Here is a 22,006-nt window from a genome sequence, read left to right as displayed (position 1 = left end):
CGGCATTGTAAGTGCAGCGCGACGCTAGCCGTGGCAGTCGGGCACTTCCTGGTCCAGATAGACGTCGAAGGCGACGTCGCGCGCCCATTTGGCGGTCATGGCGCGCCAGGCGCCGGCGCGCTCCCAGGCGCGCATTTCCTGCGCCAGCCAGCCCCGGCTGGCCGCGGCGTCGGCCGGCAGCAGCCAGACGCGTTCATGCCGCGCGCCGTCGGCGGCCAGGGTGGACGAAAACTTCTTCCATTCCGGAAAGCGCATCAGCGGCTCCCACACCGCGTCGTCCACCAGGCCGATGTCGCAGCTGCCTTCGCGCACCGCGACCAGGGCGTCGGACGGCACGCGATAGGTGCGCACCACCGCGCCCCAGCGCTGCGCCAGTTCGCGCGAGGCCGACGCGGCCTCGGCCATGCAGACGCTGCGTCCGCGCGCGTCGGCCGGCTGGCGCAGGCGGGTGTCGCTGCGGATCACGGCCTTGGGGCGATAGGCGTAGCCCGTGGGCTGCGCGGCGACCGGGCCCGGCTGGTCCGCGCCGCCCTCGGCCAGAGCGAGATCCACCTCGCCCGCCGCGAGCGCGGCCGCGGCGGCGGCCGGCGGCAGCTCGCGCAGCCGCACCGGCAGACCCAGGCTCTGCCCGAGCCGCTCGGCCATGGCGGCGTCCAGCCCGTCCGGCGTGCGGATCTTGGCGCCGGCCGCGGGCGGCGGCGCCAGGTACGGCACGCCCACCACCAGCTCGCCGCGCGCGCGCGCCGCGGCGAAGGCTTCGGGCTGCGCCTGCGCCGCGCCCGACAGCGCCAGGCAGGCGCCGAGCGCGAGCAGCCTCAGACGGGCGGACAGGTTGCGGGTCGCCATGTCGTTCACACGTACTGGTAGCGCAGCAGGCGGTGCTTGAGATTTTCGAGCACGAACTGGTCGATCAGCGCCGCCAGCACCGCGATAACCAGGATGTTGGTCATGACGCCGGTCATGTCGGCGATCTCGCCCGAATAGGCCAGCGAGCGGCCCAGGCCCTTGCCGAAGCCGATCAGCATCTCGGCCGAGATCAGCGCGCGCCAGGCGTTGCCGAAAGCCAGCTGCGCGCCGGTGATGAGCTCGGGCATCACGGCCGGCAGGTAGACGCGCTTGACCAAACCCCAGGGCGTGGCGCCCATGACGCGCGCGGCCGAGACGTGCACGCGCTGCACCGATTCGGTGGCGTTCATCACGCTGAGCGCGGCCGGGAAGAAGGCCGACAGCGCCACCACCACGATGATGGGCGTGTTGCCGAAGCCCATCACGATCAGGAACAGCGGCACCCAGGCGATCGACGGGATCGATTGCAGGATGACGATGGCGCTGCGCAGCACTTCGCGGAAGAAGAACAGCACGGCCGCCACCAGCCCGAAGCCGATGCCGGCGGCCAGCGCCAGGCCGTAGCCCGCGCCCAGGCGTCCCAGCGTGCCCAGCAGGCTCTGGTGGAAGGACTGCTTGCCCAGGTCCTCGAACAGGCGCTCGACGACGGTGGGCACGCCCGGCATCAGGAAGTCCGGCAGCGCCAGCGAAGCCAGCTGCCACAGGGCCAGGATGAACAATACGCCCAGCACGCCCGCCAGATGCTTGCGGGCGCCGGTGACTCGGGTGGATGCGCTCAAAGCTTGCGAGCCTCTTGCCAGGACAGGTCGACGATGCTGGAGACGTCGTACGGCTTGCCGTCACGCGTCTTCAAGGAACCCTGGGCCTGCAGGATGTCGGCGATCTCCTGCATGCGGCGCGTGTCCTTCTCGGTCAGCTTGGGCGTGAACACCTGCGTGCCGATGGCTTCGGCGATCACCGTCTCGCGCGGCAGTTCGCCGCGGGTCAGGGTCTTGAGCGTGGGCTCGGCGATGAAGTAGGAGGCGATCAGCTTGGAGGCCTGGGCCGGCTGCTTCTGCAGCAGCTCGATGGCCTGGTTCTGCGCGTCCAGCGCCTTCCAGACGTCGTCCTTGCGCTTGGCCAGCGTTTCGCCGGAGGTGATCACGACCATGCACGGAAACGGCCAGGCCTGGCCGACTTCATAGATCTGCTTGACCGGGGCCACCAGCTGCGCGATGCGGTCGTAGGGCTCGAACAGGAAGGCCGCGTCCACGCGCTTGCCCACCAGCGACTGCACCGCCACGGCCGGGCTCACGCCCATGATGTTGACGTCGTCGGCGGCCAGGTTGCCCTGCTTGAGCACCACGCCCTTGAGCACCACGTCGGCCGTGCTGCCTTCGGCCTGCGAGGCCAGGGTCTTGCCCTTGAGGCCGGCGATGTCCTTGATGCCGGTATCGTCGCGCACGATCAGCGAGTGGTAGCCCTGCTGCGCGCCGCCCACGACCTTCAGGTCGGCGCCCTTGGAGGCCCAGGCCACGGCGTTGGTGAAGCCCAGCACGCCGATGTCGAGCTGGCCGCCGACGATGGCCTTGATGAGGTCGGTGCCCGACTTGAATTCGATCAGTTCGGAATCCAGGCCGGCCTTCTGGTAGTAGCCGCCTTCCTGGGCGACGATGGCCTGCGCATCGTCCATGACGCGCAGATAGCCCACGCGGAATTTTTCGGCGGCCATCGCGGGGGCCGCTGCCAGCAGCGCCGCGGCCAGCGGCAGGGACAGCCATTGCTTGAATTTCATGAGGGAGCTCCAGGGGAATCGGAAACGGCGGCGCTTGCGCGCCGCCGCGAAAAACAGGCGCGCCGCGCCGTCAGGCGGCCAGGGCGAGGTCGGCGTGCGCGTCGGACCCGTCCACGGCGATGCCGAGCAGGCGCAGGATCTCGCGCTTTTCGGCGGCCAGGCCGGACAGGTCGTGGGTCTTTTCGTGGTGCGCCAGGTTGAACTCGCGCAGCACCCGCGCCGGGCGCGGGCTGAACACGATGATGCGGTCGGCCAGGAACAGGGCTTCGTCCACGTCGTGGGTGACGAGCAGCACGGTGGGCTTTTCCTGGGCGATCAGCTGGCGCAGCACGTCCTGCAGGCTCAGGCGGGTCAGCGCGTCCAGCGCGCCGAAGGGCTCGTCCATGAGCAGGGTCTGCGGCTGCGCGATGAAGGCGCGGGCCAGCGCGGCGCGCTGGCGCATGCCGCCGGACACCTGGTGCGGGTAGTAGTCCTCGAAGCCGGCCAGGCTGACGCGGGCCAGCCACTGGCGCGCGGCCTCGCGGGCGCGGGCCTTGGGCGTGTTCTGGAACTCCAGCGCCAGGGCCACGTTGTCCAGCAGCGTCAGCCAGGGATAGAGCGCGTGCTCCTGGAACACCAGGGTGCGGCTGGGATGCGGGCCGGCGACGGCCTGGCCGTCGGCCAGCACGCTGCCAGCCGTGGGCTTTTCCAGGCCCGCCGCCAGGTGCAGCAGGGTCGACTTGCCGCAGCCCGACGGGCCGACCAGGGCGACCAGTTCTCCGGTCTTGATTTCGCTGGCGAAGCCGTCCACCACCGGCAGGTCGCCGAAATGCTTGTGGACTTGGTCGAAGGTGAGATTCATGGAACGAGCCGTGGCGGATGGAAAACGAGGCTCCAATCTAACAATTCGTTATATGAATCCAAACGATCAATATCGAATGTCTTAACTGCTTCCGGTAATAAAGCCGGGCCGGCAATACCGGAATCGAATCGCTGCCACATAAAACGATATTGGACGCTGCGGCCTCCGCTCATTAAGGTGGTCCGCATACATAACGGGGCCCACCCCGATCGGAGACATATGGAGCCGGACCATACCGACGCCGCGCGGCCGCGCGGCGCCCTTTCGCATCTGAAGGTACTGGACCTGACGCGCGTGCTGGCCGGCCCCTGGGCCACGCAGACGCTGGCCGACATGGGGGCCGAGGTCATCAAGGTGGAGCGCCCCGGAGAAGGCGACGACACCCGCGGGTGGGGTCCGCCCTTCCTGGTGGACGCCGACGGCGCCGAAACCCGGGATTCCTCGTACTTCCTGAGCGCCAACCGCGGCAAGCGTTCCATCACGGTGGACCTGGCCAAGCCCGAGGGCCAGGCGCTGATCGTGGCGCTGGCGCGGGATTCGGACGTGCTGGTGGAAAACTACAAGGTCGGCACCCTGGCGCGCTACGGGCTGGACTACGACAGCCTGCGGGCGGTGAACCCGCGCCTGATCTATTGTTCGATCACCGGCTTCGGGCAGGACGGGCCGTACGCGCCGCTGCCCGGCTACGACTTCGTGTTCCAGGGCATGGGCGGGCTGATGAGCATCACCGGCGACCCCGCAGGCGAACCGATGAAGTCGGGCATCGCCATCACGGACCTCCTGACCGGCGTCTACACCAGCACCGCCATCCTGGCCGCCGTGGAACACCGCCACGTCAGCGGCGCGGGCCAGCACATCGACATGTCGCTGCTGGACTGCGTGGTCACCATCTCCTCGTACCAGGCCATCAATTACTTCCTGTCCGGCCGGGTGCCGCAGCGCATGGGCAACGCCCATTCCAACATGGTTCCCTACCAGGTGTTCGCCTGCAAGCAAGGCGAGGTCATCGTCGCGGTGGGCAACGACGCCCAGTTCCGCGCCTTCTGCGGCGCCATCGGCCGCGCCGAGCTGGCGGCCGACGAGCGCTACGCCACGGCCGGCGCGCGCAACCGCCACCGCGCCACGCTGATTCCGCCCATCGCGCAGGCCATGCTGGCGCGCACCATGGCCGAATGGGTCGAAACGCTGCAGGCGGTCAACGTGCCCTGCGGCCCCATCTACGACATGGAGCAGGTGTTCCAGGACCCGCACGTGCGCCACCGGGGCATGCAGCTGTCGCTGCCGCACGGCGCCGGCGTGGAGACGCCTTCCGTGGCCAACCCCATCCGCCTGAGCGACACGCCGCTGCGCTACGAGCGCGGCGCGCCGACGCTGGGCGAGCACACCGACGCCGTGCTGCGCGAACGCCTGGGCCTCAGCCAGGCGCGCATCGCCGAGCTGCGGGCCAAAGGCATCGTCTGACCACCCCGACCGCCGTCGCGACGGCCATGCCCCCCTCAGGAGACACCACCATGCGCATTCTCTCCGCTGCGGCCTGCGCCGCGCTGGCCCTGTCAGCCCTGGCGCCCGCGTCCGCGCGCGCCCAGGACGCGCCGGTCCGCTTCGTCGTGCCCTACCCGCCCGGCGGCGCCGCCGACCAGATCGCCCGGCTGGTGGCGCAGGCCGTCGGCAAGGACGGCGAGGCCCCCATCATCGTCGAGAACAGGCCGGGCGCGGCGGGCATGATCGCCGCCGACCACGTGGCCCGCGCCAAGCCCGACGGCAAGACCTATTTCGTCGGCTCCAACGCGCCCCTGGTGGTGAACCAGGCCTTGTACGCCAAGATGAACTACGACCCGGCCAAGGACTTCGTGCCGGTCTCCGGCATGGCCAAATCGCCGCTGTTGCTGGTGGTGCGCCCGGACCTGCCGGCGCAGGACGTCAAGTCGCTGGTGGCGCTGGGCCGGCAGGCCCCGGGCAAGCTCACCATGGGCTCGGCCGGCACCGGCAACATCACCTACCTGGCCGGCGAATATGCCGTCAGCAAGCTGGGATTCAAGGTCACGCACGTGCCCTACCAGGGCAGCGCGCCGGCCATCGTCGGCCTGATGGGCGGCAGCACCGACTTGATGTTCGACGCCCTGCCCTCCAGCATGACGCAGGCGCAGGCCGGCAAGATCCGCCCCTTCGCCGTGCTGGACGACAAGCGCTTCGCCGGCCTGCCCGAGGTGCCCACGGCCGCCGAGCTGGGCTATTCCGGCATCGAGGCCAGCGCGTGGTTCGGGCTGGTAGCGCCGGCCGGCACGCCGCCGGCCATCGTCGAACGCATGAACCGGGGCGTGAACCAGGCGCTGGCGCAGCCCGAGCTGCAGCGCAAGCTGACCGGCATCGGCGCGGTGCCCATGCCCGGCGGCCCCGCCGTGTTCGCGGCCTTCGTGCAGGCCGAGAGAGACCGCTGGCTGCCGGTGGCCCGCGACCTCGGCCTCAAGGCGCAGTAAGCAGACACGAGGAAACCACGGCATGATCACCGTGGATTCCAACAGCAACAAACCAAGGAGCACCGATGACTTTGAAGATCACCCGCCACGGCGCCACCGCCGTGCTGACCATGGACCGTCCCGACCAGCGCAACGCGCTCAGCACGGACATGCGCGAGGCGTTCTCGCGCGCGCTGCCCGAATTGCGCGACGACGACGGCGTGAAGGCCGTGGTGCTGACCGGCGCCGGCGGGCATTTCTGCGCCGGCGGCGACATCAAGGCCATGACCGAGGCGCATGCGCAGGGACTGGACGCGTTCGAAGGACGCGAGCGCATCCGCAAGATCCACCGCTGGTACGACACGCTGGTGGACCTGGAGAAGCCCGTGATCAGCGCGGTCGATGGCGCGGCCTTCGGCGCCGGCCTGTCGCTGGCGCTGTGCGCCGACTATGCCATCGCCAGCCGCCGGGCCACGTTCTGCGCGGTGTTCGCCCGCATCGGCTTCGTGCCCGACATGCTGGGCATGTACCTGCTGCCGCGCGCCGTGGGCCTGGCGCGCGCCAAGGAACTGGTGTTCACCGCCAGGGTGTGCGCGGCCGACGAAGCGCTGCGGCTCGGCCTGGTGCAGGCCGTGTGCGACGGCGATCCGCTGGAGCAGGCCCTGATCATGGCCGAGCGCTTCCACGCCGCGCCGACGCAGGCGCTGGGCCTGGCCAAGACCATCATGAACCGCAGCTACGAGTCCACCCGCGAGGACGTCTACGCGCAAGAAGCGATGGCCCAGGCGATCTGCCGCGACAGCGCCTACCACCGCGAAGCCGCGCGCCGCTTCGTCGAGAAACAGCCGCTTGCCTACAAATGGGATTGAACGGCTTGCGGGCCGCCGACGGCGGCCCGGGCCCGGCCTCAGGCGTCGATGCCGCGCGAGGTCAGGTACTCGTCGTAGGTGCCGCGGTAGTCGACGATCTCGCCGGACGGCAGGATCTCGATCACGCGCGTGGCCAGGCCGGACACGAATTCGCGGTCGTGCGACACGAACACCAGCGTGCCCTGGTATTTCTCCAGCGCGAACTGCAGTGATTCGATCGATTCCATGTCCAGGTGGTTGGTGGGCTCGTCGAGCAGCATGACGTTGTGCCGGCCCAGCATCAGGCGGCCGAAGGTCATGCGGTTCTTTTCGCCGCCGGACAGCACCTTGGGCGCCTTGGGCAGGTCGTCGGCCGAGAACAGCAGGCGGCCCAGCACCGAGCGGATCGACTGGTCGTCGTCGCCGGGCTGGCGGTGTTCGCCCATCCAGTCCAGCAGGTTGATGTCGGTCTGCTGGAACTGGTCGGAGACGTCCTGGGCCATATAGCCCAGATCGGCGTTTTCCGACCACTTCACGGTGCCGGCGTCCGGCGCCAGGTCATTGGCCAGCAGGCGCAGCAGCGTGGTCTTGCCCACGCCGTTGGCGCCGATGATGGCGATCTTCTCGCCCGCCTCGACCATGGCCGAGAAGTTCTTGATGACCGGCGCGTCGTAGGCCTTGGACAGGTTCTCGACGTTGACCGCCTGGCGGTGCATGACCTTGTTCTGCTCGAAGCGGATGTACGGGTTCTGGCGCGACGAGGGCTTGACCTCGACCTGCTCGGACTTGATGCGGTCGATCTGCTTCAGGCGCGAGGTGGCCTGGCGCGACTTGGACTTGTTGGCGGCGAAGCGGCGCACGAAGTCCTGCAGTTCTGCGACGCGCTCCTTGGCCTTGGCGTTGTTGGCCACCAGGCGCTCGCGGGCCTGGGTCGAGGCCAGCATGTAGTCGTCGTAGTTGCCCGGGTAGATGCGGATCTCGCCATAGTCCACGTCGGCCATGTGCGTGCACACCTGGTTCAGGAAGTGGCGGTCGTGGCTGATGATGATCATGGTGCTCTGGTAGCTGTTGAGCACGTTTTCCAGCCAGCGGATGGTGTTGATGTCCAGGTTGTTGGTGGGTTCGTCCAGCAGCAGCACGTCCGGGTTGGAGAACAGCGCCTGCGCCAGCAGCACGCGCAGCTTCCAGCCCGGCGCCACTTCGCGCATGGGCAGGTTGTGCTGGTCCACGGCGATTTCCAGGCCCAGCAGCAGCTCGCCGGCGCGGGCCTCGGCGGTGTAGCCGTCGTACTCCGCGAACTTGGCCTCCAGCTCGGCGGCGCGCATGTAGTCGTCCTCGGACGCCTCCGGGTTGGCGTAGATGGCGTCGCGCTCGGACATGGCGGCCCACATCTCGGTGTGGCCCATCATCACCACGTCCAGCACGCGCTGGTCTTCGAAGGCGAACTGGTCCTGGCGCAGCTTGCCCAGGCGCACGCCCGGCTCCAGCGAGACGTTGCCGGCCGAGGGCTCCAGATCGCCGCCGATGATCTTCATGAATGTCGACTTGCCGGACCCATTGGCTCCGATCAACCCGTAGCGGTTGCCTTCTCCGAACTTGACGCTGACGTTCTCGAAAAGGGGCTTGGGACCGAACTGGATGGTGAGATTGGCAGTGGATATCACGGTGTGGGTAGGGGGTATGAGGTGCTGCGGGCGCCAGAGGACGCGCGCGGGAAACCTGACATTGTAGCAAGCCGGTCTTTCCCGCGCCCCCTTCCCCCTTTCCCGTTACCGGCTCACGTCGATCACATACCTGCCCCGGTTGTTGCCCGCCATCATCCGGGCGGCCAGCTGCGGCACCTCGCTCAGGCCGGCCGTCATGGCGATGTCGGCGAACGGCATGTCCGCATAGACCCGGCCCAGCCGCTCCCAGGCCTGGCGGCGCCTGGCCGGCGGGCACATCACCGAATCCACGCCCAGCAGGCGCACGCCGCGCAGGATGAACGGCATGACGGTGCCCGGCAGGTCGGCCCCGCCGGCCAGCCCGCAGGCCGCGACCGCGCCCCCGTACTCGGTCGCCGCCAGCGTCCTGGCCAGCACCTTGGAGCCCACCGTGTCGACCGCGCCGGCCCAGCGCTGCTTCTCCAGCGGCCGGGGCATCTCCGCCCATTCCGGCCCCGAAACGATTTCGGACGCGCCCAGCGACTTCAGGTAAGGATGCACGGCCTCGCGTCCCGGCTGCACCAGCGCGGCGACCCGCCAGCCCAGGCCCGCCAGCAGCGCCACGGCCACGCTGCCCACGCCGCCGGACGCGCCGGTCACCAGCACCGGGCCGGCCGCCGGCGTCAGGCCGGCGGCCTCCAGCTCCATCACGCACAGCATCGCGGTAAGGCCGGCCGTGCCGATCGCCATGGCCTTGAAGCTGTCCAGCCCCGGGGCCAGCGGCACCAGCCATTCCGACCTGACCCGCTGCACCTGCGCGTAGCCGCCCCAGTAGCGCTCGCCCACGCTCCAGCCGGTCAGCACCACCGGCGCGCCGGGCGGATAGTCCGACGCGGCGGATTCCAGCACGGTGCCGGCCAGGTCGATGCCGGGCACCATGGGATAGTCGCGCACGATCCCGCCCTTGCCCGTGACCGCCATCGCGTCCTTGTAGTTCAGGCTGGAGTATTCGACCTTGACCGTCACGTCGCCGGCGGGCAGCTCGGCCAGGCTCAAGTCCTGCAGGCTGCACAGGGTACGGCCGTCGTCCTGCGTCAGCAGCAGGGCCTTGAATGGATCGTCATGCTTCATGCGGTTTTCCTCTGTGGTTGACGGTTGCTAATCGACCCGGCTGCCCGACAGCTGCACCAGCTCGCCCCAGGTGCCGTACTCGCGGCGCAGCAGCTGGGTGAAATCCTCGGGCGTGTCGGTGCGCGCGAAGGCGCCGATGGATTTGAGCGACCGGGCCAGCGCCGGCGTGGCGACGGCCTCGCGCAGTTCCTGGTTCATGCGCTGCACGATGGGCTGCGGCGTGCCCTTGGGAAACAGCATTCCCAGCCAGGGATTGGCCTGGAAATCGGGGTAGCCGGCTTCGGCGAAGGTGGGCGTGTCCGGCAGCATCGGCAGACGCTGGCTGGAACCCACGGCCAGGGCTTTCAGGCGCCCGGACTGGATGTGCGGCAGGGTCACCGCCACCGTGTCCAGGCCGATGGCGACGTTGCCGGCGATCATGTCGGTCATCGCCTTGGCGCTGCCCTGGTACGGAATGTGGGTCAGCTGCAATTGCGCCTGGCGCTCCAGCATCACCATGCCCAGGTGCGACAGCGTGCCGTTGCCCGAGGACGAGAAATTCAGCGCGCCGGGATGGCGCTGGGCGTAGCCGCGCAGCCCCGCCACGTCGCTGAACGGCTGCGAGGCGTTGGCCACCAGCACCATCGGCAGGTCGGCCACCAGGCTGACCGGCGCGAAGTCCCGCAGCGTGTCGTAGCCCGTGGATTTGTACAGATGCGGATTGGTCACCAGCGAGGCGGTGGCCGACAGCATCATGGTGTAGCCGTCCGGCGCGGCCTTGGCCAGCGCGGCCAGCGCGATACTGCCGCCCTGCCCCGGCCGGTTCTCGACGATTACCGGCTGGTTCAGTTTTGCCGACAGGCGTTCGGCCAGCAGCCGCGCCACGGCGTCCGTGGCCTGCCCGGGCGGAAAACCCACCAGCAGCTTGACCGGCTTGGCCGGCCATTGGTCGGCGGCCTGGGCCGGCGCCGCGGCGGCCAGGCCGGCCGCCACCATCCATCCTGCTATCCATGCGCGCATTGTCGTCTCCTCCTGATGGCGCCCGGAGCCTGTCGGTAGCGGCCCCGTGGCGATGGAACCCGCGTCAGATCACGCCACGCTCGCGCAACTGCGCCTGCTGTCCGGCGTCGATGCCCAGCGCGCCCAGTACCTCGGCGTTGTGCTGCCCCAGGCTGGGCCCGGCGTGGTGGACCGCGCCCGGGGTGTCGGAAAAGCGCGGCACCACGCTCTGCATGCGCACCGGCCCGAGTTCCTCGTCCTCGACCGCGACGATGCCCTGGCGCGCCGCGATGTGCGGGTCGCTGAAAATGTCCGCGATGTCGTAGATGGGGCTGAAGCCCACCGCGTTGGCGTCCAGCAGCGCGCCCAGCTCTTCCAGCGAGTGGCGCGCGATGGCGGCCGACACCAGGGCGTCGAGCGACTCGCGGTTGCGCACCCGGTCCGGATTGGTGCGATAGCGCGGGTCCTCGGCCACGCCGGTCAGCGCCAGCGCCACGCACAGCCGTTCGAATATGCGCTGGGTCGATGCGGCGATCGAAGCCCAGTGGCCGTCGCGAGTGCGGTAGACGTTGCCGGGCGCCGCGTACTGGCTGCTGTTGCCCAGCCGCCCGCGCACGATGCCGAGCTGGTCGTACTCGATGGGCAGGAAATCCATGACCCGGAACATGGACTCCATCAGCGAACAGTCGATTTCCTGGCCCTGCCCGCGTGGCGCGGTCTTCTCGCGGTACAGGGCCGAGACGATGCCGAGCGCGCCGAACAGGCCGGCCACCGCGTCGGCGATGGGAAAACCCATATGCAGGGGCCGCCCGTCGGCTTCGCCGCAGATGTTGGTCAGGCCGCTCATGGCCTCGAACACGCGCGCGAACCCGGGCTTGTTGCGGTACGGGCCGGTCTGGCCGAAGCCGGTGACGCGCAGTATGGTCAGCGCCGGGTTGTGGCCGTGCAGCCACTCGCGGCTCATGCCCCAGCCGTCCAGGGTGCCGGGGCGGAAATTCTCCACCAGCACGTCGAAGTCCGGCAGCAGGCGGGCCACGATGTCGCGGCCCTCGGGCGTGCGCAGGTCGACCGAAATGCCTTTCTTGTTGCGGTTGGCGACCTTCCACCACAGCGGCACGCCGTTCTTGTGCGGGGCCAGCGCGCGCAAGGGATCGCCCGGCCCGGGGATCTCGACCTTGAGCACGTCCGCGCCCAGGTCGGCCAGCAGCGTCGCGGCCCAGGGGCCGGCCACCACGGTCGACAGATCCAGAATACGCACACCTTTCAACGGACCCGCACTTTCCTCGAAACTCATCTGCTGACTCCTGGGCGCGGCCTGCCGCGCGGCGTTTGCAAGGGGGTGAGGAAATTCTGTGCTGAAATCGCTCCATCAGGAACGGGCAATTTCGATAAACCAGTTATCTCGAAATCAGATGGGACGCGGCCATGGATCTGAAGAACCTGCGCATGTTCACGCGCATCGCCGAAGCCGGCAGCCTGACGCGGGCGGCCGCCGCGCTGGGCATCGCGCAATCGGCCCTGAGCCGCCAGTTGTCGGAGCTGGAGCAGGAATTCGGCGGCCGCCTGTTCTTTCGCACCGGGCGCGGCGTGCTGCCGACCGAGCTGGGCGAAAGCCTGATGCCGCGCGCCCAGGCGCTGCTGCTGGAGGCCGACCAGTTGCTGGAGGAAGCCCGGGCCGCGCAGCGCAAGCCGGCCGGGGTGGTCAGCCTGGGGCTGATTCCCTCGCTGTCGCAGCCGCTCATCGGCATGCTGCTGACCTACACGCAGGCGCGCTATCCCGGCATCCGGCTGCGCGTGTTCGAAGGCTATAGCGGTGAAATCGAGGCCTGGCTGGCCAACGGCAAGATCGACATCGGCATCTACAACCGCTATCGCGCCGCCTCCACCCGCATGCACGAAGTGCTGTTCGAAACCGAGATGAAAGTGGTGACCGGCGCCGGTTCGGCGCTGGCCGGCAGGCGGGAGTTGCGGCTGGCCGACCTGGCGGCCGCGCCGCTGGCGCTGCCGGTGCGTCCCAACGCCCTGCGCACGGTGCTCGACAGCCTGACGCTGCGCGCCGGCATCGAGCTGAACGTGGTGCTGGAAGCCGATTCGGGCGTGGCCATCAAGGACGCCGTGCGCCGCGCCGGCCTGCACAGCATCCTGCCGGCCCACGCGGTGTCGGCCGAGGTCGAGGCCGGCAGCCTGGTTCCGCTGCGCCTGACCGATCCGTCCATACGCCAGACCGTGCTGATGGACCTGAGCCGCCAGCGCCCGGCCACCGCGGCCACGCGCCTGCTGTACAAGGCCCTGCCCGAGCTGGCGCGGGAGGTGATGGCGGGCGCGCGCTGAACGCGCCGCCCGCGGTCAGTGGGTGTGCTCGTCCAGCACCAGGTGCGCCAGCCCGGCCTCGGTGGCCAGGCCGACTTTCTGCCCGATGGGCAGCGTGGCCTTGGTGGCCACGTGGCCGTACGGCAGCCCGGTCACCACCGGCACCTTGACCGTGCGGCGCAGCCAGGCCACCACCTCGGGCAGGTCGTAGCCCTTGTCGTGGGGCGCCAGCCTGTAGTCGGTGAAGCGGCCCAGCACGATGGCCTTCTGCCGCCCCAGGATGCCCGCCTGGTGCAGCTGGATCAGCATGCGCTCGATGCGGTAGGGATGCTCGGCCACGTCTTCCAGGAACAGGATGCCGCCGCGCACCTTGGGCATGTAGGGCGTGCCCGCCAGCGAGGTCAGCATCGCCAGGTTGCCGCCCCACAGGATGCCGCGGCAGTCCACCGGATCGGCGTCCTGGGTCTCGAAGCTGAGGATCTCCAGTTCGCCGCGCATGATTTCGCCGAACAGCGCTTCGGTCAGGTCGTCGACCTTCTTGCCGCCGAAGTCGGCGACGGCGGTCGCGCCGGTGTAGCTGACCGCGCCGGTCTGCGCCAGCAGGGCGAGGTTGAAGGCGGTGAAGTCGCTCATGCCGACGAAGCGCTTGCCGCTGTCGGCCATGGCCTTCCAGTCGATGGCCGGCAGCAGCCGGCCCACGCCGTAGCCGCCGCGGGTCACCATGACGATGGGCAGCTTCTGCTTGACCGCGCGGGTCAGGCTGGCCAGGCGCTGGGCGTCGGTGCCGGCGAAGCGCTGGTGCTCGGCCAGCGCCGTGCGGTCCAGCGCCGTCTTGAAGCCCTGGGCCTGCAGGCGCTCGCGCGCCAGGTCCACGGTGGCCGGATCGCGCACCGCCGACGAGGGCGAAATCAGGTAGATGCCGCGGGCGTCGGGCCGCGCGTGGAAATGGCCGTGATCGTGGTCGTGATCGTGGCCGCAGTCCTCGCCGCATTCGTGGTCATGGCCGTGGTCATGGACGGCCTTGGCGGCCTTGCTGGTGCTCATGCAATGGATTCCTTGCTGCGGCGGGCGCGGAAGAAGCGGCGCAGCAGGTCGCCGCAAGGTTCCGCCAGCACGCCGCCGGTGACTGAAGTGTGGTGATTGAGCCTGGCCACCGCGCCCACGTCCAGCACGCTGCCGCAGGCGCCGGTCTTGGGATCGTAGGCGCCGAACACGACCCGCGCCAGGCGCGCGTGCAGCATCGCGCCGATGCACATGACGCAGGGCTCCAGCGTGACGTAGACGGTGATGCCCGGCAGCCGGTAGTTTTCCAGCGCCTGGGCGGCGGCGCGCAGCGCCACGATCTCGGCGTGGGCGGTGGGATCGTGGTCGATGATGGTGCGGTTGTAGCCGCGGCCCAGGATCTCGCCCTGCGCCGAGACCACCAGCGCGCCCACCGGCACCTCGCCGATGTCGTAGGCGGCCTGGGCCTGTTCCAGCGCCAGCGTCATGAAAGCGGCGTCCTGCGCCGTCCAGGTCGGCGGGGCCGCTAGGGCCTGCGCTTCAACCACGGTACACCCGGGACTTCAGCGCGATGCGGCCGGCCAGGCTGGTGACGGCCTCTTCCAGCCACTGGTACAGCTCGGCCTGTTCGTCATAGCGCGCCTGGTTCAGGTTGGACACCCGGCCTTCTTCGATGAAGCCCCAGGCGCGGCTGCGCTTGTCGCGGTGCTTGGGGTCCCAGACGCCGAAGGCGAAGCCGCCGGCGCGGCGGATCAGCGAAAAGCACGGAATGTCGGTGTAGCCGTCGCCGACGAACACCATCTGATCGAACGGCACGCGCAGGCGGTCCTCGGGAACCTTGCGGTTGACCTCGAAGGGCTTGCCGCGGAAATCGCGGCCGATGATGCCTTTCTGGATGTGGAACAGGTAGCGCGTCTTGTCGGTGAAGCTGACGATGCGGCGCGGAAACATGATGCCGCCGTCTTCGCCGTAGACGAACTCGGACGCCCAGATCTCGGTGAATTCGTGCGCGATGGGGGTGGAACGGACTACGTCGCCGATGCCGCTGGAGATCAGGTAGAACTCCAGCTGCACCTGCGGCTGCTCGGCCCGCACGGCGGCGCGCAGCCGCTGGAACAGCGTGGGCACGCCGTCGTGCAGTTCGAGGCGCGCGCCCCAGTCTTTCAGGCGCTGCTGCGTGATCGGCCCGTACCTGCCGGACTGCGACAGGCGGATCATCTGGTACAGGTAGGCGGGCACCGGGTCCCAGTCCTGCTGCGACAGCAGGGGGTCGACGTCTTCCTTCCAGAAGGACGCCGTGTCCACCCCGATGCTGTCCAGGAAACCGGACGTGCTGTCCGAGGCCAGCGTGTCGTCGAAGTCGAAAATCAGGGCGATGACGTCGGACATGTATGTGCGTGAAAAAGGGCGACAGCCGCCATTTTGCCTGAATGTGGCGGCGGCCGCGCCCCTTGCCCTGCCCTTCCTACTGGCGGATGGGCGCGCTCATGGTGCCCGAGCCGCCGGCCGGCGCCGGGGCCATGCCGGGCGCGCCGGTCGAGGGCGCCGCCGAATCGGCCGGCACCTGGATCACCGTCTCGCGCAGCACGCCGCCGCCCTGCACGCTGCCGCGCACGTTCGTGGGCGAGGTCATCTGGGTCACGCAATCCTGGCGCGACGCCTCCGGCAGGCGGTTGCAGCGGTCGATCATGTTCTGCTGGTACTGGTCGGGACTGGCTTCCCGGAGGTTCTGGCGCGCCGCTTCCTGGCGGGCCGCGCCGGCCTCGCGCATGCACGCGGCCGGGTCCTGGCCGGTGGCGCCGCTCTTGCACGCCGCGATGTCCTGCTGGTATTGGGATTGGCCTTTGCCGCGTCCGGTCGCATCCGCCGCGTGGACCGCTCCCGCGGCCAGCATCAGGCCTGCCGCGCAAAGGGTCGCCGCGAGGCGTTTGGTGTGCATGGGTCGTGTATTCATGGCCAGCTCCTTCAATAGCGATTGCACCAGAGCGGCGCGGCCTGCGGACCGGCGCCGCTCGCTCGGGACCCGCTCGCGCGAGGCGCGCGGGCCATTGCTCCACTATCCCACGATGACGCGCCGGCGAGGTGTCCAGCAACGTGAAATCGTAAGATTACGTATCAATAATGCGCCGCAACATGCAATCCAGGACCGCGCGTCCGCTAACGCGCGTCCCTCTCCGCATCGGCGGGATTGATGCGGTTGCGGTAGGTCGCCGCGCGCATCAGCAGCATCGCGGTGACGGGCGAAGACACGATCAGCAGCAAGGTGATGACCACCTCGTGGAAAACCGGACGGGCCGACAGCGCCGAAAACACCAGGATGGACGCCAGCAGCACGCAGCCGCAGCCCATGGTGTTGCCCAGCGTGGGCGCGTGGATGCGGGCGTAGAAGGTGCGGAAACGCAGCAGGCCGGCCGAGCCGGTCAGGGCCAGCAGGCCGCCCAGCACCAGCAGGATGCTGGCGGGAATGCCGGCCCACAGCGGAATCTGGTCTGCGATCATGGCTCGATCACCTCCCCGCGCAGCAGGAAGCGCGCCATCGCGGTCGAACCGACGAAGCCGAACAGCGCGATCAGCAGCGCGATGTCGAAATACACCGACGTGCCGGAACGGATGCCGAACACCAGCATGGTCAGCATGCCGTTGATGTACAGGGTGTCCAGGGCCAGCACGCGGTCCTGGGCGGTCGGTCCGCGCAGCAGGCGGACGGTGGCGCAGACCATGCCCAGCGCGAAGCACAGCAGGGCGAAGGACGCGGCCCAATAAAGCACGGTATTCATTCGAAAATCTCCATCAGCGGGCGCTCATAGCGCTCCTGCACCAGCTTGATCCAGTCGCCCTCGTGCTGCAGGTCCAGCACGTGCAGCTTCAGGCGATGGTCGTCGGTCAGTTCGACCCAGACGGTGCCGGGGGTGTAGGTGACGATGCAGGCCAGCATCGCCAGGCCATGCGGGTCGCGCATGGTCAGCGGGATCATGATGAACCCGGGCGAAAAATCGTTGGGGCCGGGATTCAGGATCAGCCTGGCCACGGCCACGTTGGAACGGATGATGTCGGCCGTGACGTGCAGGAACAGCGGCACCGCCTTCCACAGCCGGCGCGGGCGCGCGCGCAGCGGACGCAGCCGCGACGCGGCCCAGGTGAACCACAGCGCCAGCGCCAGGCCCAGGGCGATCTGGCCGGCCGATACGCTCTGGTTGAGCACCAGCCACAGCACGAACAGGAAGGTCGGCAGGAACAGGAAATAGAGGCGGCGCATCAGCTTCCCCCCTTGAGGCTGCGCACGGTCTGCGCGGACATGACGGCCTCGATGTAGGACTTGGGCTGGTCCAGCGAGCGGGCCGCGTCGTCCAGATAGGCCGACACCGGCCCCGCGCCGGCGGCCAGGCCCACGCAGAGCAGCAGCAGCACGGCCACCGGGCCGGCCTCGATCACCCGCAGCCGCGGCGTGCTGCGGTCGTCGCTGGCCCAGAACACGCGGATGCCGGTGCGGCCCAGGCCGATCAGGCCGGCCAGGCCCGACACCAGCACCGCGGCCACCAGTATCCAGGCGTCCATGGGCAGCGCCGACTCGTTGGCCGCCGACACCGCCGCCGACAGCAGCGACAGCTTGGCCACGAAGCCCGACAGCGGCGGCAGGCCGGTGACCAGCAGCGCGCAGGAAATGAAGGCCAGCCCCAGAAAGGCCATGGCCGCCGGAATCGCCACCCCGACCACGTCGTCGGAGCGGTTGACCGAGGTCGGATCGTCCAGGTCGAAGGCGTCCAGCGTCACCGCCAGCACGTTCGCGCCGAAGCTGCGGGTGCGCTCGATCAGTTCGGCCAGCATGAAGAACGCGCCCGTGGTCAGCACCGAGCTGATCAGGTAGAACAGCGCCGGGCCGGTCAGCGTCACGCCCGGCATGCCCAGCGCGGTCAGCAGCGTGCCGGCCGACACGATCACGCAGTAGCCCACCATCTTCTCGAGCTGCTGGGTGGCCAGCAGGCCCAGGCCGCCGAACAGCAGCGTGGCCAGGCCCGCGGCGAACATCCAGTCCAGGCTGAACGCCGCCGGCGCGCCCGACGGCAGCAGCAGCGAGCCGATGCGCAGCAGCGCGTAAATGCCCACCTTGGTCATGATGGAGAACATGGCCGCGATCGGCGCGCCGGCCGAGCCATAGCCCTTGACCAGCCAGAAGTTCAGCGGCCAGGCGCCCGCCTTGACCAGGAAGGCCACGCCCAGGATGGCCGCGCCCGCCTCGAACAGCATGCGTTCAGCGCCCGCCAGGTGGCCGGCGCGCTGCGCCAGGTCGGCCAGGTTCAGCGTGCCGGTGACGCCGTAGATCAGCGCGATGCTGATCAGCAGCAGGAACGAGGCCACCAGGTTGACCGCGATGTACTGCAGGCCGGCGCTGACCCGCGCCACGCCCGAGCCGTGCAGCAGCAGGCCGTAGGAAGCGGCCAGCAGCACCTCGAAGAACACGAACAGGTTGAACAGGTCGCCGGTCAGGAAGGCGCCGTTGAGGCCCATCAGCAGGAACTGGAACAGCGAGTGGAAATGCACCCCGGCGCGGTCCCAGCGGGCCAGCGCATACACCAGCGAGGCCAGCCCCAGCACCGCGGTCAGCGTCAGCATCACCGCGGCGAGCCGGTCGACCACCAGCACGATGCCGAAGGGCGCGGGCCAGTCGCCCACCAGGTAGACCCCTACCCCGTCGGGCCACACGCCCGGCACGGCGCCGCCGGCCACGGCAAGCAGCGCGATCGCGGCGGCCAGCTGGGCCAGCGTGGACAGCGCGGCGATGGCGCCGCGCGTATAGCGGCGGGTGTCCGCCAGAAGCAGCATGCCCGCGCCGGCGAGCAGCGGGATGATGATGGGCAGTACGGGCAGATGTTGCAGCCAGAAATTCAAGATTGCGACTCCCGTCCATCCACGTGGTCGGTGCCCGTCAGGCCGCGCGAGGCCAGCAGCACGACCAGGAACAAGGCGGTGGTGGCGAAGCCGATGACGATGGCGGTCAGCACCAGGGCCTGCGGCAGCGGGTCCGCGTACCAGGAGGCGTCATGGGCCGCGGCCGGGTCCACCACCGGCGGGCGGCCCGAGGCCAGCCTGCCCATGCCGAAGATGAACAGGTTCACCGCGTAGGAAACCAGCGACAGGCCCATGATGAACTGGAACGTCCGCGGCCGCAGCAGCAGCCAGACGCCCGAGCCAGCCAGGACGCCGATCGCGAGGGCGTAGATCAATTCCATCAGGCTTCTCCGGTTTGAGCGGCGGCCGCCTGGAGCTCGGCGGCGGCCTTGCGTTGCGCGCGCAGCGATTGGTGGGCCAGCGCCACCAGCACCAGCACGGTGGCCCCCACGACCAGCATGTACACGCCCAGGTCGAAGAGCAGCACGCTGGACAGGTGCACGTGGCCGACCAGCGGCAGCGCGATGTCCCACGACAGCGCGGCCAGGAACGGCTTGTAGACCAGCCAGGCGGCCATCGCGGCCGAGCCGGCGAACAACAGGCCCATGCCGATCCAGTTCTGCGGATTCAGGCGGCTGCGCGACTCCACCCAGTACACGCCGCCGACCATGTATTGCAGGATCACGGCGGTGGCGAAGATCAGGCCGCCGACGAAACCGCCGCCCGGCTCGTTGTGCCCGCGCAGCAGGAAATACACAGAGATCAGCGCGGCCGTGGGCAGCAGCAGGCGCACCAGCACCGTGGGCACCATCATCGAGCCGGCCGGCAGCAGCGACTTGATGTCGGGCGCGGCCGGCACGCCGCCGTCCTGGTCGATCTGCTGGCGCGGCAGGTCCGCGCTTTCGGCGGCCGGACGGAAGCGGCGCAGCAGCGCGTAGACGGTCAGCGCCACGATGCCCAGCACCGTGATCTCGCCGAAGGTATCGAAGCCGCGGAAGTCCACCAGGATCACGTTGACCACATTGGTTCCGCCGCCGTCGGGCAGCGCGTGGTCCACGAAGAACGAGGAAATCGTCTCGCCCTGCGGGCGTGTGAGCACCGCGTAGGCCAAAGCCGACATGCCGGCGCCGGCGGCCACCGCCAGCAGCAGGTCGCGCAGGCGGCGCCCGCGCGCCTGCAGCGTGGCCTTGAGGCTTTCATCGTCGTCCTGGGCGATGCGCCGCGGCAGCCAGCGCAGGCCCAGCAACAGCAGCACCACGGTCACCACCTCGACCGACAGCTGCGTCAACGCCAGGTCGGGCGCCGAGAACCAGACGAAGGTCAGACAGGTGATCAGCCCCGCCCCGCCGGCCAGCGCCAGCGAGGCCAGGCGGTGGTACTTGGCCTGGTAGGCCGCGGCCAGGGCGCAGACCCCGCCCACCAGCCACAGCAGCGCGAACGACGGATCGACCGGGGTCAGGCGCCCCGCCCCGTTCAGCCAGCCGCCGGCGCGCAGCGGCAGCCAGGCGACGAACAGCGTGCCCAGCACGATGAGCAGCATCTGCACCTGCAGCCGCGACGAGGACAGCCAGCGCAGCAGCCAGGCCGCGGCCACGCTGGAGCCGTCCAGGAGCGCCTCGAAGGTGCGGCGGCCGTCCAGGCGGTAGATGAAAGGCACGCGGCCGGGATTGGCCCGCTGGTGCGCGCGCAGCGCCAGGTACAGCAGCACCCCGGCCGTGGTGGCCACCAGGCTCATGAGCAGCGGCAGGTTCAGGCCGTGCCAGACGGCCAGGCTGTACTCGGGCATGTCCTGCCCCAGGATGCTGTGCGCGGCCGTGGCCAGGAACGGGCCGACCGTCAGGCCGGGCACCACGCCCACCAGCAGGCACATGAACACCAGCAGCGCGCTGGGGAACAGCATCCAGCGCGGCGGCTCGTGCGGCGCGCGCGGCAGGTCGGTGGCCGGCGGGCCGAAGAACACCTGCAGGATGAAGCGCAGCGAATACGCCACGCTGAACGCGCCGGCCACGGTCGCCAGCAGCGGCAGGCCGATCTGGATGAGATCGTCGCCGCTGACGAACGTGGTCTCGGCGAAGAACATTTCCTTGGACAGGAAGCCGTTGAGCAGCGGCACCCCCGCCATCGAGGCGGCCGCCACCGTGGCCAGCGTGGCGGTGATGGGCATGGCCTTGTACAGGCCGGACAGGCGGCCGAGGTCGCGGGTGCCGGTTTCGTGGTCCACCATGCCCGCGGCCATGAAAAGCGAGGCCTTGAAGGTGGCGTGGTTGATCATGTGGAAGATGGCCGCCACCAGCGCCAGCGTGCTGTTCAGGCCCAGCAGCAGCGTGATCAGCCCCAGGTGGCTGATGGTGGAATAGGCCAGCACCCCTTTCATGTCCTGCTGGAAGATGGCGGCGTAGGCGCCCAGCACCAGCGTCACCAGGCCCGCCCCGCCGATGATCCAGAACCATTCGTCGGTGCCCGACAGCACCGGCCAGAAGCGCGCCAGCAGGAACACGCCCGCCTTGACCATGGTGGCCGAGTGCAGGTAGGCCGACACCGGCGTGGGCGCGGCCATCGCGTTGGGCAGCCAGAACTGGAACGGGAACTGCGCGCTCTTGGTCAGGGCGCCCAGCGCCACCAGGATCAGCACCGCCGGATACCAGGGATCGGCGCGCACCAGGTCGCCGGCGGCCAGCACGCGGTCCAGGTCGTAGCTGCCGACGATATGGCCCAGGATGAGGACGCCGGCCAGCAGGCACAGCCCGCCGGCGCCGGTGACCGTCAGCGCCATGCGGGCGCCGCGCCGCGCGTCGAGCCGGTGGTGCCAGTAGGCGATCAGCATGAAGGACGCCAGGCTGGTCATTTCCCAGAACATCACCAGCTGGATCAGGTTGCCCGACAGCACCACGCCGAGCATGGCCGCCATGAACGCCTGGAAGAACGAGAAAAAGCGCGGCACGGGGTCTTCGGGCGACATGTAGTAGCGCGCGTACAGCACCACCAGCGCCCCCATGCCCGAGACGATCAGGGCGAACAGCCAGGCGTAGCCGTCCATGCGCAGCGTGAACTGCAGGCCCAGCGCGGGCGCCCAGGGCATGTCGACCCGGACCACCCCGCCGCCGGCGACTTCCGGGTACAGGCTGGCGACCAGAACCACGCAGACCAGGGCGATGAGGCCCGCCAGCCACGCCTCGGCGTTGCGGGCGTTGGAAGGCAGCAGCGCGGCGCACAGGCTGCCGGCGAACGGCAGAGCGAGGATCAGGATCAGCGACATGGCGTTCCGAGAATGTCCGGGCCCCCTCCCGCCG

At 69.5% G+C, this 22,006-nt stretch carries 22 protein-coding genes; 4 read left to right on the top strand and 18 right to left on the bottom strand.

The genetic code is table 11. The features are described 5' to 3' along the window. Positions 1 to 24: 24 nt before the first annotated feature. From A6B37_RS04365 to A6B37_RS04350, 4 genes are all read right to left on the bottom strand, one after another. Positions 25 to 846 carry a transporter substrate-binding domain-containing protein gene (locus A6B37_RS04365; protein ID WP_102771849.1) on the bottom strand — a complete coding sequence of 274 codons (822 nt, stop codon included), beginning with the start codon at positions 844 to 846 and terminating at the stop codon, positions 25 to 27. A 5-nt stretch (positions 847 to 851) separates the two neighbouring features. Beyond that, positions 852 to 1,625: an ABC transporter permease gene (locus A6B37_RS04360; RefSeq protein ID WP_102771378.1), complete on the bottom strand. Its 774-nt coding sequence runs from the start codon at positions 1,623 to 1,625 to the stop codon at positions 852 to 854. Continuing rightward, on the bottom strand, positions 1,622 to 2,620 hold the full coding sequence (locus A6B37_RS04355) for an ABC transporter substrate-binding protein (protein ID WP_102771379.1): 999 nt from the start codon (positions 2,618 to 2,620) through the stop codon (positions 1,622 to 1,624). The genes A6B37_RS04360 and A6B37_RS04355 overlap by 4 nt, the downstream gene beginning before the upstream one ends. 70 nt (positions 2,621 to 2,690) lie before the next feature. Then, a complete protein-coding gene (locus A6B37_RS04350; RefSeq protein ID WP_102771380.1) occupies positions 2,691 to 3,461 on the bottom strand; it encodes an ABC transporter ATP-binding protein in 771 nt (256 codons plus the stop codon). A gap of 219 nt (positions 3,462 to 3,680) precedes the next feature. Between A6B37_RS04350 and A6B37_RS04345 the strand changes: the two genes are divergently transcribed. The 3 genes from A6B37_RS04345 to A6B37_RS04335 all read left to right on the top strand — a co-directional run bounded on the left by A6B37_RS04345 (position 3,681) and on the right by A6B37_RS04335 (position 6,786). After that, on the top strand, positions 3,681 to 4,922 hold the full coding sequence (locus tag A6B37_RS04345; RefSeq protein WP_102771381.1) for a CaiB/BaiF CoA-transferase family protein: 1,242 nt from the start codon (positions 3,681 to 3,683) through the stop codon (positions 4,920 to 4,922). Between the two features lie 50 nt (positions 4,923 to 4,972). Then, positions 4,973 to 5,938: a tripartite tricarboxylate transporter substrate binding protein gene (locus A6B37_RS04340; protein WP_111825013.1), complete on the top strand. Its 966-nt coding sequence runs from the start codon at positions 4,973 to 4,975 to the stop codon at positions 5,936 to 5,938. Between the two features lie 65 nt (positions 5,939 to 6,003). Next, complete coding sequence (locus A6B37_RS04335) at positions 6,004 to 6,786, top strand: enoyl-CoA hydratase/isomerase family protein (RefSeq protein ID WP_102771384.1); 783 nt, start codon at positions 6,004 to 6,006, stop codon at positions 6,784 to 6,786. 38 nt (positions 6,787 to 6,824) lie between these two features. Here A6B37_RS04335 and A6B37_RS04330 read toward each other — a convergent pair whose 3' ends face one another. From A6B37_RS04330 to A6B37_RS04315, 4 genes are all read right to left on the bottom strand, one after another. Beyond that, a complete protein-coding gene (locus A6B37_RS04330) occupies positions 6,825 to 8,429 on the bottom strand; it encodes an ABC-F family ATPase (RefSeq protein WP_168202106.1) in 1,605 nt (534 codons plus the stop codon). 105 nt (positions 8,430 to 8,534) lie between these two features. Beyond that, entirely contained in the window at positions 8,535 to 9,539 is a 1,005-nt protein-coding gene (locus A6B37_RS04325; protein ID WP_111825012.1) for an MDR family oxidoreductase, read from the bottom strand. A 27-nt stretch (positions 9,540 to 9,566) separates the two neighbouring features. Next, complete coding sequence (locus tag A6B37_RS04320; protein WP_111825011.1) at positions 9,567 to 10,538, bottom strand: tripartite tricarboxylate transporter substrate binding protein; 972 nt, start codon at positions 10,536 to 10,538, stop codon at positions 9,567 to 9,569. A gap of 64 nt (positions 10,539 to 10,602) precedes the next feature. After that, the gene (locus A6B37_RS04315; protein WP_111825010.1) at positions 10,603 to 11,811 is read right to left on the bottom strand and encodes a CoA transferase; all 1,209 of its coding nucleotides are present in this window, start codon (positions 11,809 to 11,811) and stop codon (positions 10,603 to 10,605) included. A 131-nt stretch (positions 11,812 to 11,942) separates the two neighbouring features. On the opposite strand from A6B37_RS04315, the gene A6B37_RS04310 reads away from it, so the two are divergent. Continuing rightward, complete coding sequence (locus A6B37_RS04310) at positions 11,943 to 12,848, top strand: LysR family transcriptional regulator (protein WP_102771389.1); 906 nt, start codon at positions 11,943 to 11,945, stop codon at positions 12,846 to 12,848. Positions 12,849 to 12,863: 15 nt separating this feature from the next. On the opposite strand, the gene A6B37_RS04305 is transcribed toward A6B37_RS04310, so the two are convergent. From A6B37_RS04305 to A6B37_RS04260, 10 genes are all read right to left on the bottom strand, one after another. Beyond that, complete coding sequence (locus A6B37_RS04305; protein ID WP_111825009.1) at positions 12,864 to 13,871, bottom strand: LD-carboxypeptidase; 1,008 nt, start codon at positions 13,869 to 13,871, stop codon at positions 12,864 to 12,866. After that, positions 13,868 to 14,377: a tRNA adenosine(34) deaminase TadA gene (gene tadA / locus A6B37_RS04300; protein ID WP_111825008.1), complete on the bottom strand. Its 510-nt coding sequence runs from the start codon at positions 14,375 to 14,377 to the stop codon at positions 13,868 to 13,870. Before tadA ends, A6B37_RS04305 begins: the two co-directional genes overlap by 4 nt. After that, the gene (locus tag A6B37_RS04295) at positions 14,370 to 15,218 is read right to left on the bottom strand and encodes an HAD family hydrolase (protein ID WP_102771391.1); all 849 of its coding nucleotides are present in this window, start codon (positions 15,216 to 15,218) and stop codon (positions 14,370 to 14,372) included. Before A6B37_RS04295 ends, tadA begins: the two co-directional genes overlap by 8 nt. A 76-nt stretch (positions 15,219 to 15,294) precedes the next feature. After that, complete coding sequence (locus A6B37_RS04290) at positions 15,295 to 15,783, bottom strand: hypothetical protein (RefSeq protein ID WP_246842363.1); 489 nt, start codon at positions 15,781 to 15,783, stop codon at positions 15,295 to 15,297. A gap of 203 nt (positions 15,784 to 15,986) precedes the next feature. Next, the gene (gene mnhG, locus A6B37_RS04285) at positions 15,987 to 16,328 is read right to left on the bottom strand and encodes a monovalent cation/H(+) antiporter subunit G (protein ID WP_102771393.1); all 342 of its coding nucleotides are present in this window, start codon (positions 16,326 to 16,328) and stop codon (positions 15,987 to 15,989) included. Beyond that, positions 16,325 to 16,606, bottom strand: a complete 282-nt coding sequence (locus A6B37_RS04280) for a K+/H+ antiporter subunit F (protein ID WP_062682541.1) — start codon at positions 16,604 to 16,606, stop codon at positions 16,325 to 16,327. The genes mnhG and A6B37_RS04280 overlap by 4 nt, the downstream gene beginning before the upstream one ends. Then, positions 16,603 to 17,085: a Na+/H+ antiporter subunit E gene (locus A6B37_RS04275; protein ID WP_111825007.1), complete on the bottom strand. Its 483-nt coding sequence runs from the start codon at positions 17,083 to 17,085 to the stop codon at positions 16,603 to 16,605. The genes A6B37_RS04280 and A6B37_RS04275 overlap by 4 nt, the downstream gene beginning before the upstream one ends. Next, positions 17,085 to 18,716, bottom strand: a complete 1,632-nt coding sequence (locus tag A6B37_RS04270; protein ID WP_102771395.1) for a monovalent cation/H+ antiporter subunit D — start codon at positions 18,714 to 18,716, stop codon at positions 17,085 to 17,087. The genes A6B37_RS04275 and A6B37_RS04270 overlap by 1 nt, the downstream gene beginning before the upstream one ends. Beyond that, entirely contained in the window at positions 18,713 to 19,057 is a 345-nt protein-coding gene (locus A6B37_RS04265) for a Na+/H+ antiporter subunit C (protein ID WP_102771396.1), read from the bottom strand. Before A6B37_RS04265 ends, A6B37_RS04270 begins: the two co-directional genes overlap by 4 nt. Continuing rightward, on the bottom strand, positions 19,057 to 21,972 hold the full coding sequence (locus tag A6B37_RS04260; RefSeq protein WP_102771397.1) for a monovalent cation/H+ antiporter subunit A: 2,916 nt from the start codon (positions 21,970 to 21,972) through the stop codon (positions 19,057 to 19,059). The genes A6B37_RS04265 and A6B37_RS04260 overlap by 1 nt, the downstream gene beginning before the upstream one ends. Between the last annotated feature and the right edge of the window lie 34 nt (positions 21,973 to 22,006).

The sequence above is a fragment of the Achromobacter sp. HZ01 genome (assembly GCF_003267925.1).
Classification (GTDB): domain Bacteria; phylum Pseudomonadota; class Gammaproteobacteria; order Burkholderiales; family Burkholderiaceae_B; genus Achromobacter; species Achromobacter pulmonis_A.
The sequence above is the reverse complement of the archived record's forward strand: the minus strand, read 5'-3'. Positions and strand labels throughout refer to the sequence as shown.

Excerpts from the sequence above, each read along its gene's own strand:
- A6B37_RS04365 (WP_102771849.1), bottom strand. The coding sequence starts at position 846 with ATGGCGACCCGCAACCTGTCCGCCCGTCTGAGGCTGCTCGCGCTCGGC.
- A6B37_RS04355 (WP_102771379.1), bottom strand. The coding sequence starts at position 2,620 with ATGAAATTCAAGCAATGGCTGTCCCTGCCGCTGGCCGCGGCGCTGCTG.
- A6B37_RS04350 (WP_102771380.1), bottom strand. The coding sequence starts at position 3,461 with ATGAATCTCACCTTCGACCAAGTCCACAAGCATTTCGGCGACCTGCCG.
- A6B37_RS04345 (WP_102771381.1), top strand. The coding sequence starts at position 3,681 with ATGGAGCCGGACCATACCGACGCCGCGCGGCCGCGCGGCGCCCTTTCG.
- A6B37_RS04340 (WP_111825013.1), top strand. The coding sequence starts at position 4,973 with ATGCGCATTCTCTCCGCTGCGGCCTGCGCCGCGCTGGCCCTGTCAGCC.
- A6B37_RS04335 (WP_102771384.1), top strand. The coding sequence starts at position 6,004 with ATGACTTTGAAGATCACCCGCCACGGCGCCACCGCCGTGCTGACCATG.
- A6B37_RS04325 (WP_111825012.1), bottom strand. The coding sequence starts at position 9,539 with ATGAAGCATGACGATCCATTCAAGGCCCTGCTGCTGACGCAGGACGAC.
- A6B37_RS04320 (WP_111825011.1), bottom strand. The coding sequence starts at position 10,538 with ATGCGCGCATGGATAGCAGGATGGATGGTGGCGGCCGGCCTGGCCGCC.
- A6B37_RS04315 (WP_111825010.1), bottom strand. The coding sequence starts at position 11,811 with ATGAGTTTCGAGGAAAGTGCGGGTCCGTTGAAAGGTGTGCGTATTCTG.
- A6B37_RS04310 (WP_102771389.1), top strand. The coding sequence starts at position 11,943 with ATGGATCTGAAGAACCTGCGCATGTTCACGCGCATCGCCGAAGCCGGC.
- A6B37_RS04305 (WP_111825009.1), bottom strand. The coding sequence starts at position 13,871 with ATGAGCACCAGCAAGGCCGCCAAGGCCGTCCATGACCACGGCCATGAC.
- A6B37_RS04295 (WP_102771391.1), bottom strand. The coding sequence starts at position 15,218 with ATGTCCGACGTCATCGCCCTGATTTTCGACTTCGACGACACGCTGGCC.
- A6B37_RS04290 (WP_246842363.1), bottom strand. The coding sequence starts at position 15,783 with ATGAATACACGACCCATGCACACCAAACGCCTCGCGGCGACCCTTTGC.
- mnhG (WP_102771393.1), bottom strand. The coding sequence starts at position 16,328 with ATGATCGCAGACCAGATTCCGCTGTGGGCCGGCATTCCCGCCAGCATC.
- A6B37_RS04280 (WP_062682541.1), bottom strand. The coding sequence starts at position 16,606 with ATGAATACCGTGCTTTATTGGGCCGCGTCCTTCGCCCTGCTGTGCTTC.
- A6B37_RS04275 (WP_111825007.1), bottom strand. The coding sequence starts at position 17,085 with ATGCGCCGCCTCTATTTCCTGTTCCTGCCGACCTTCCTGTTCGTGCTG.
- A6B37_RS04265 (WP_102771396.1), bottom strand. The coding sequence starts at position 19,057 with ATGGAATTGATCTACGCCCTCGCGATCGGCGTCCTGGCTGGCTCGGGC.
- A6B37_RS04260 (WP_102771397.1), bottom strand. The coding sequence starts at position 21,972 with ATGTCGCTGATCCTGATCCTCGCTCTGCCGTTCGCCGGCAGCCTGTGC.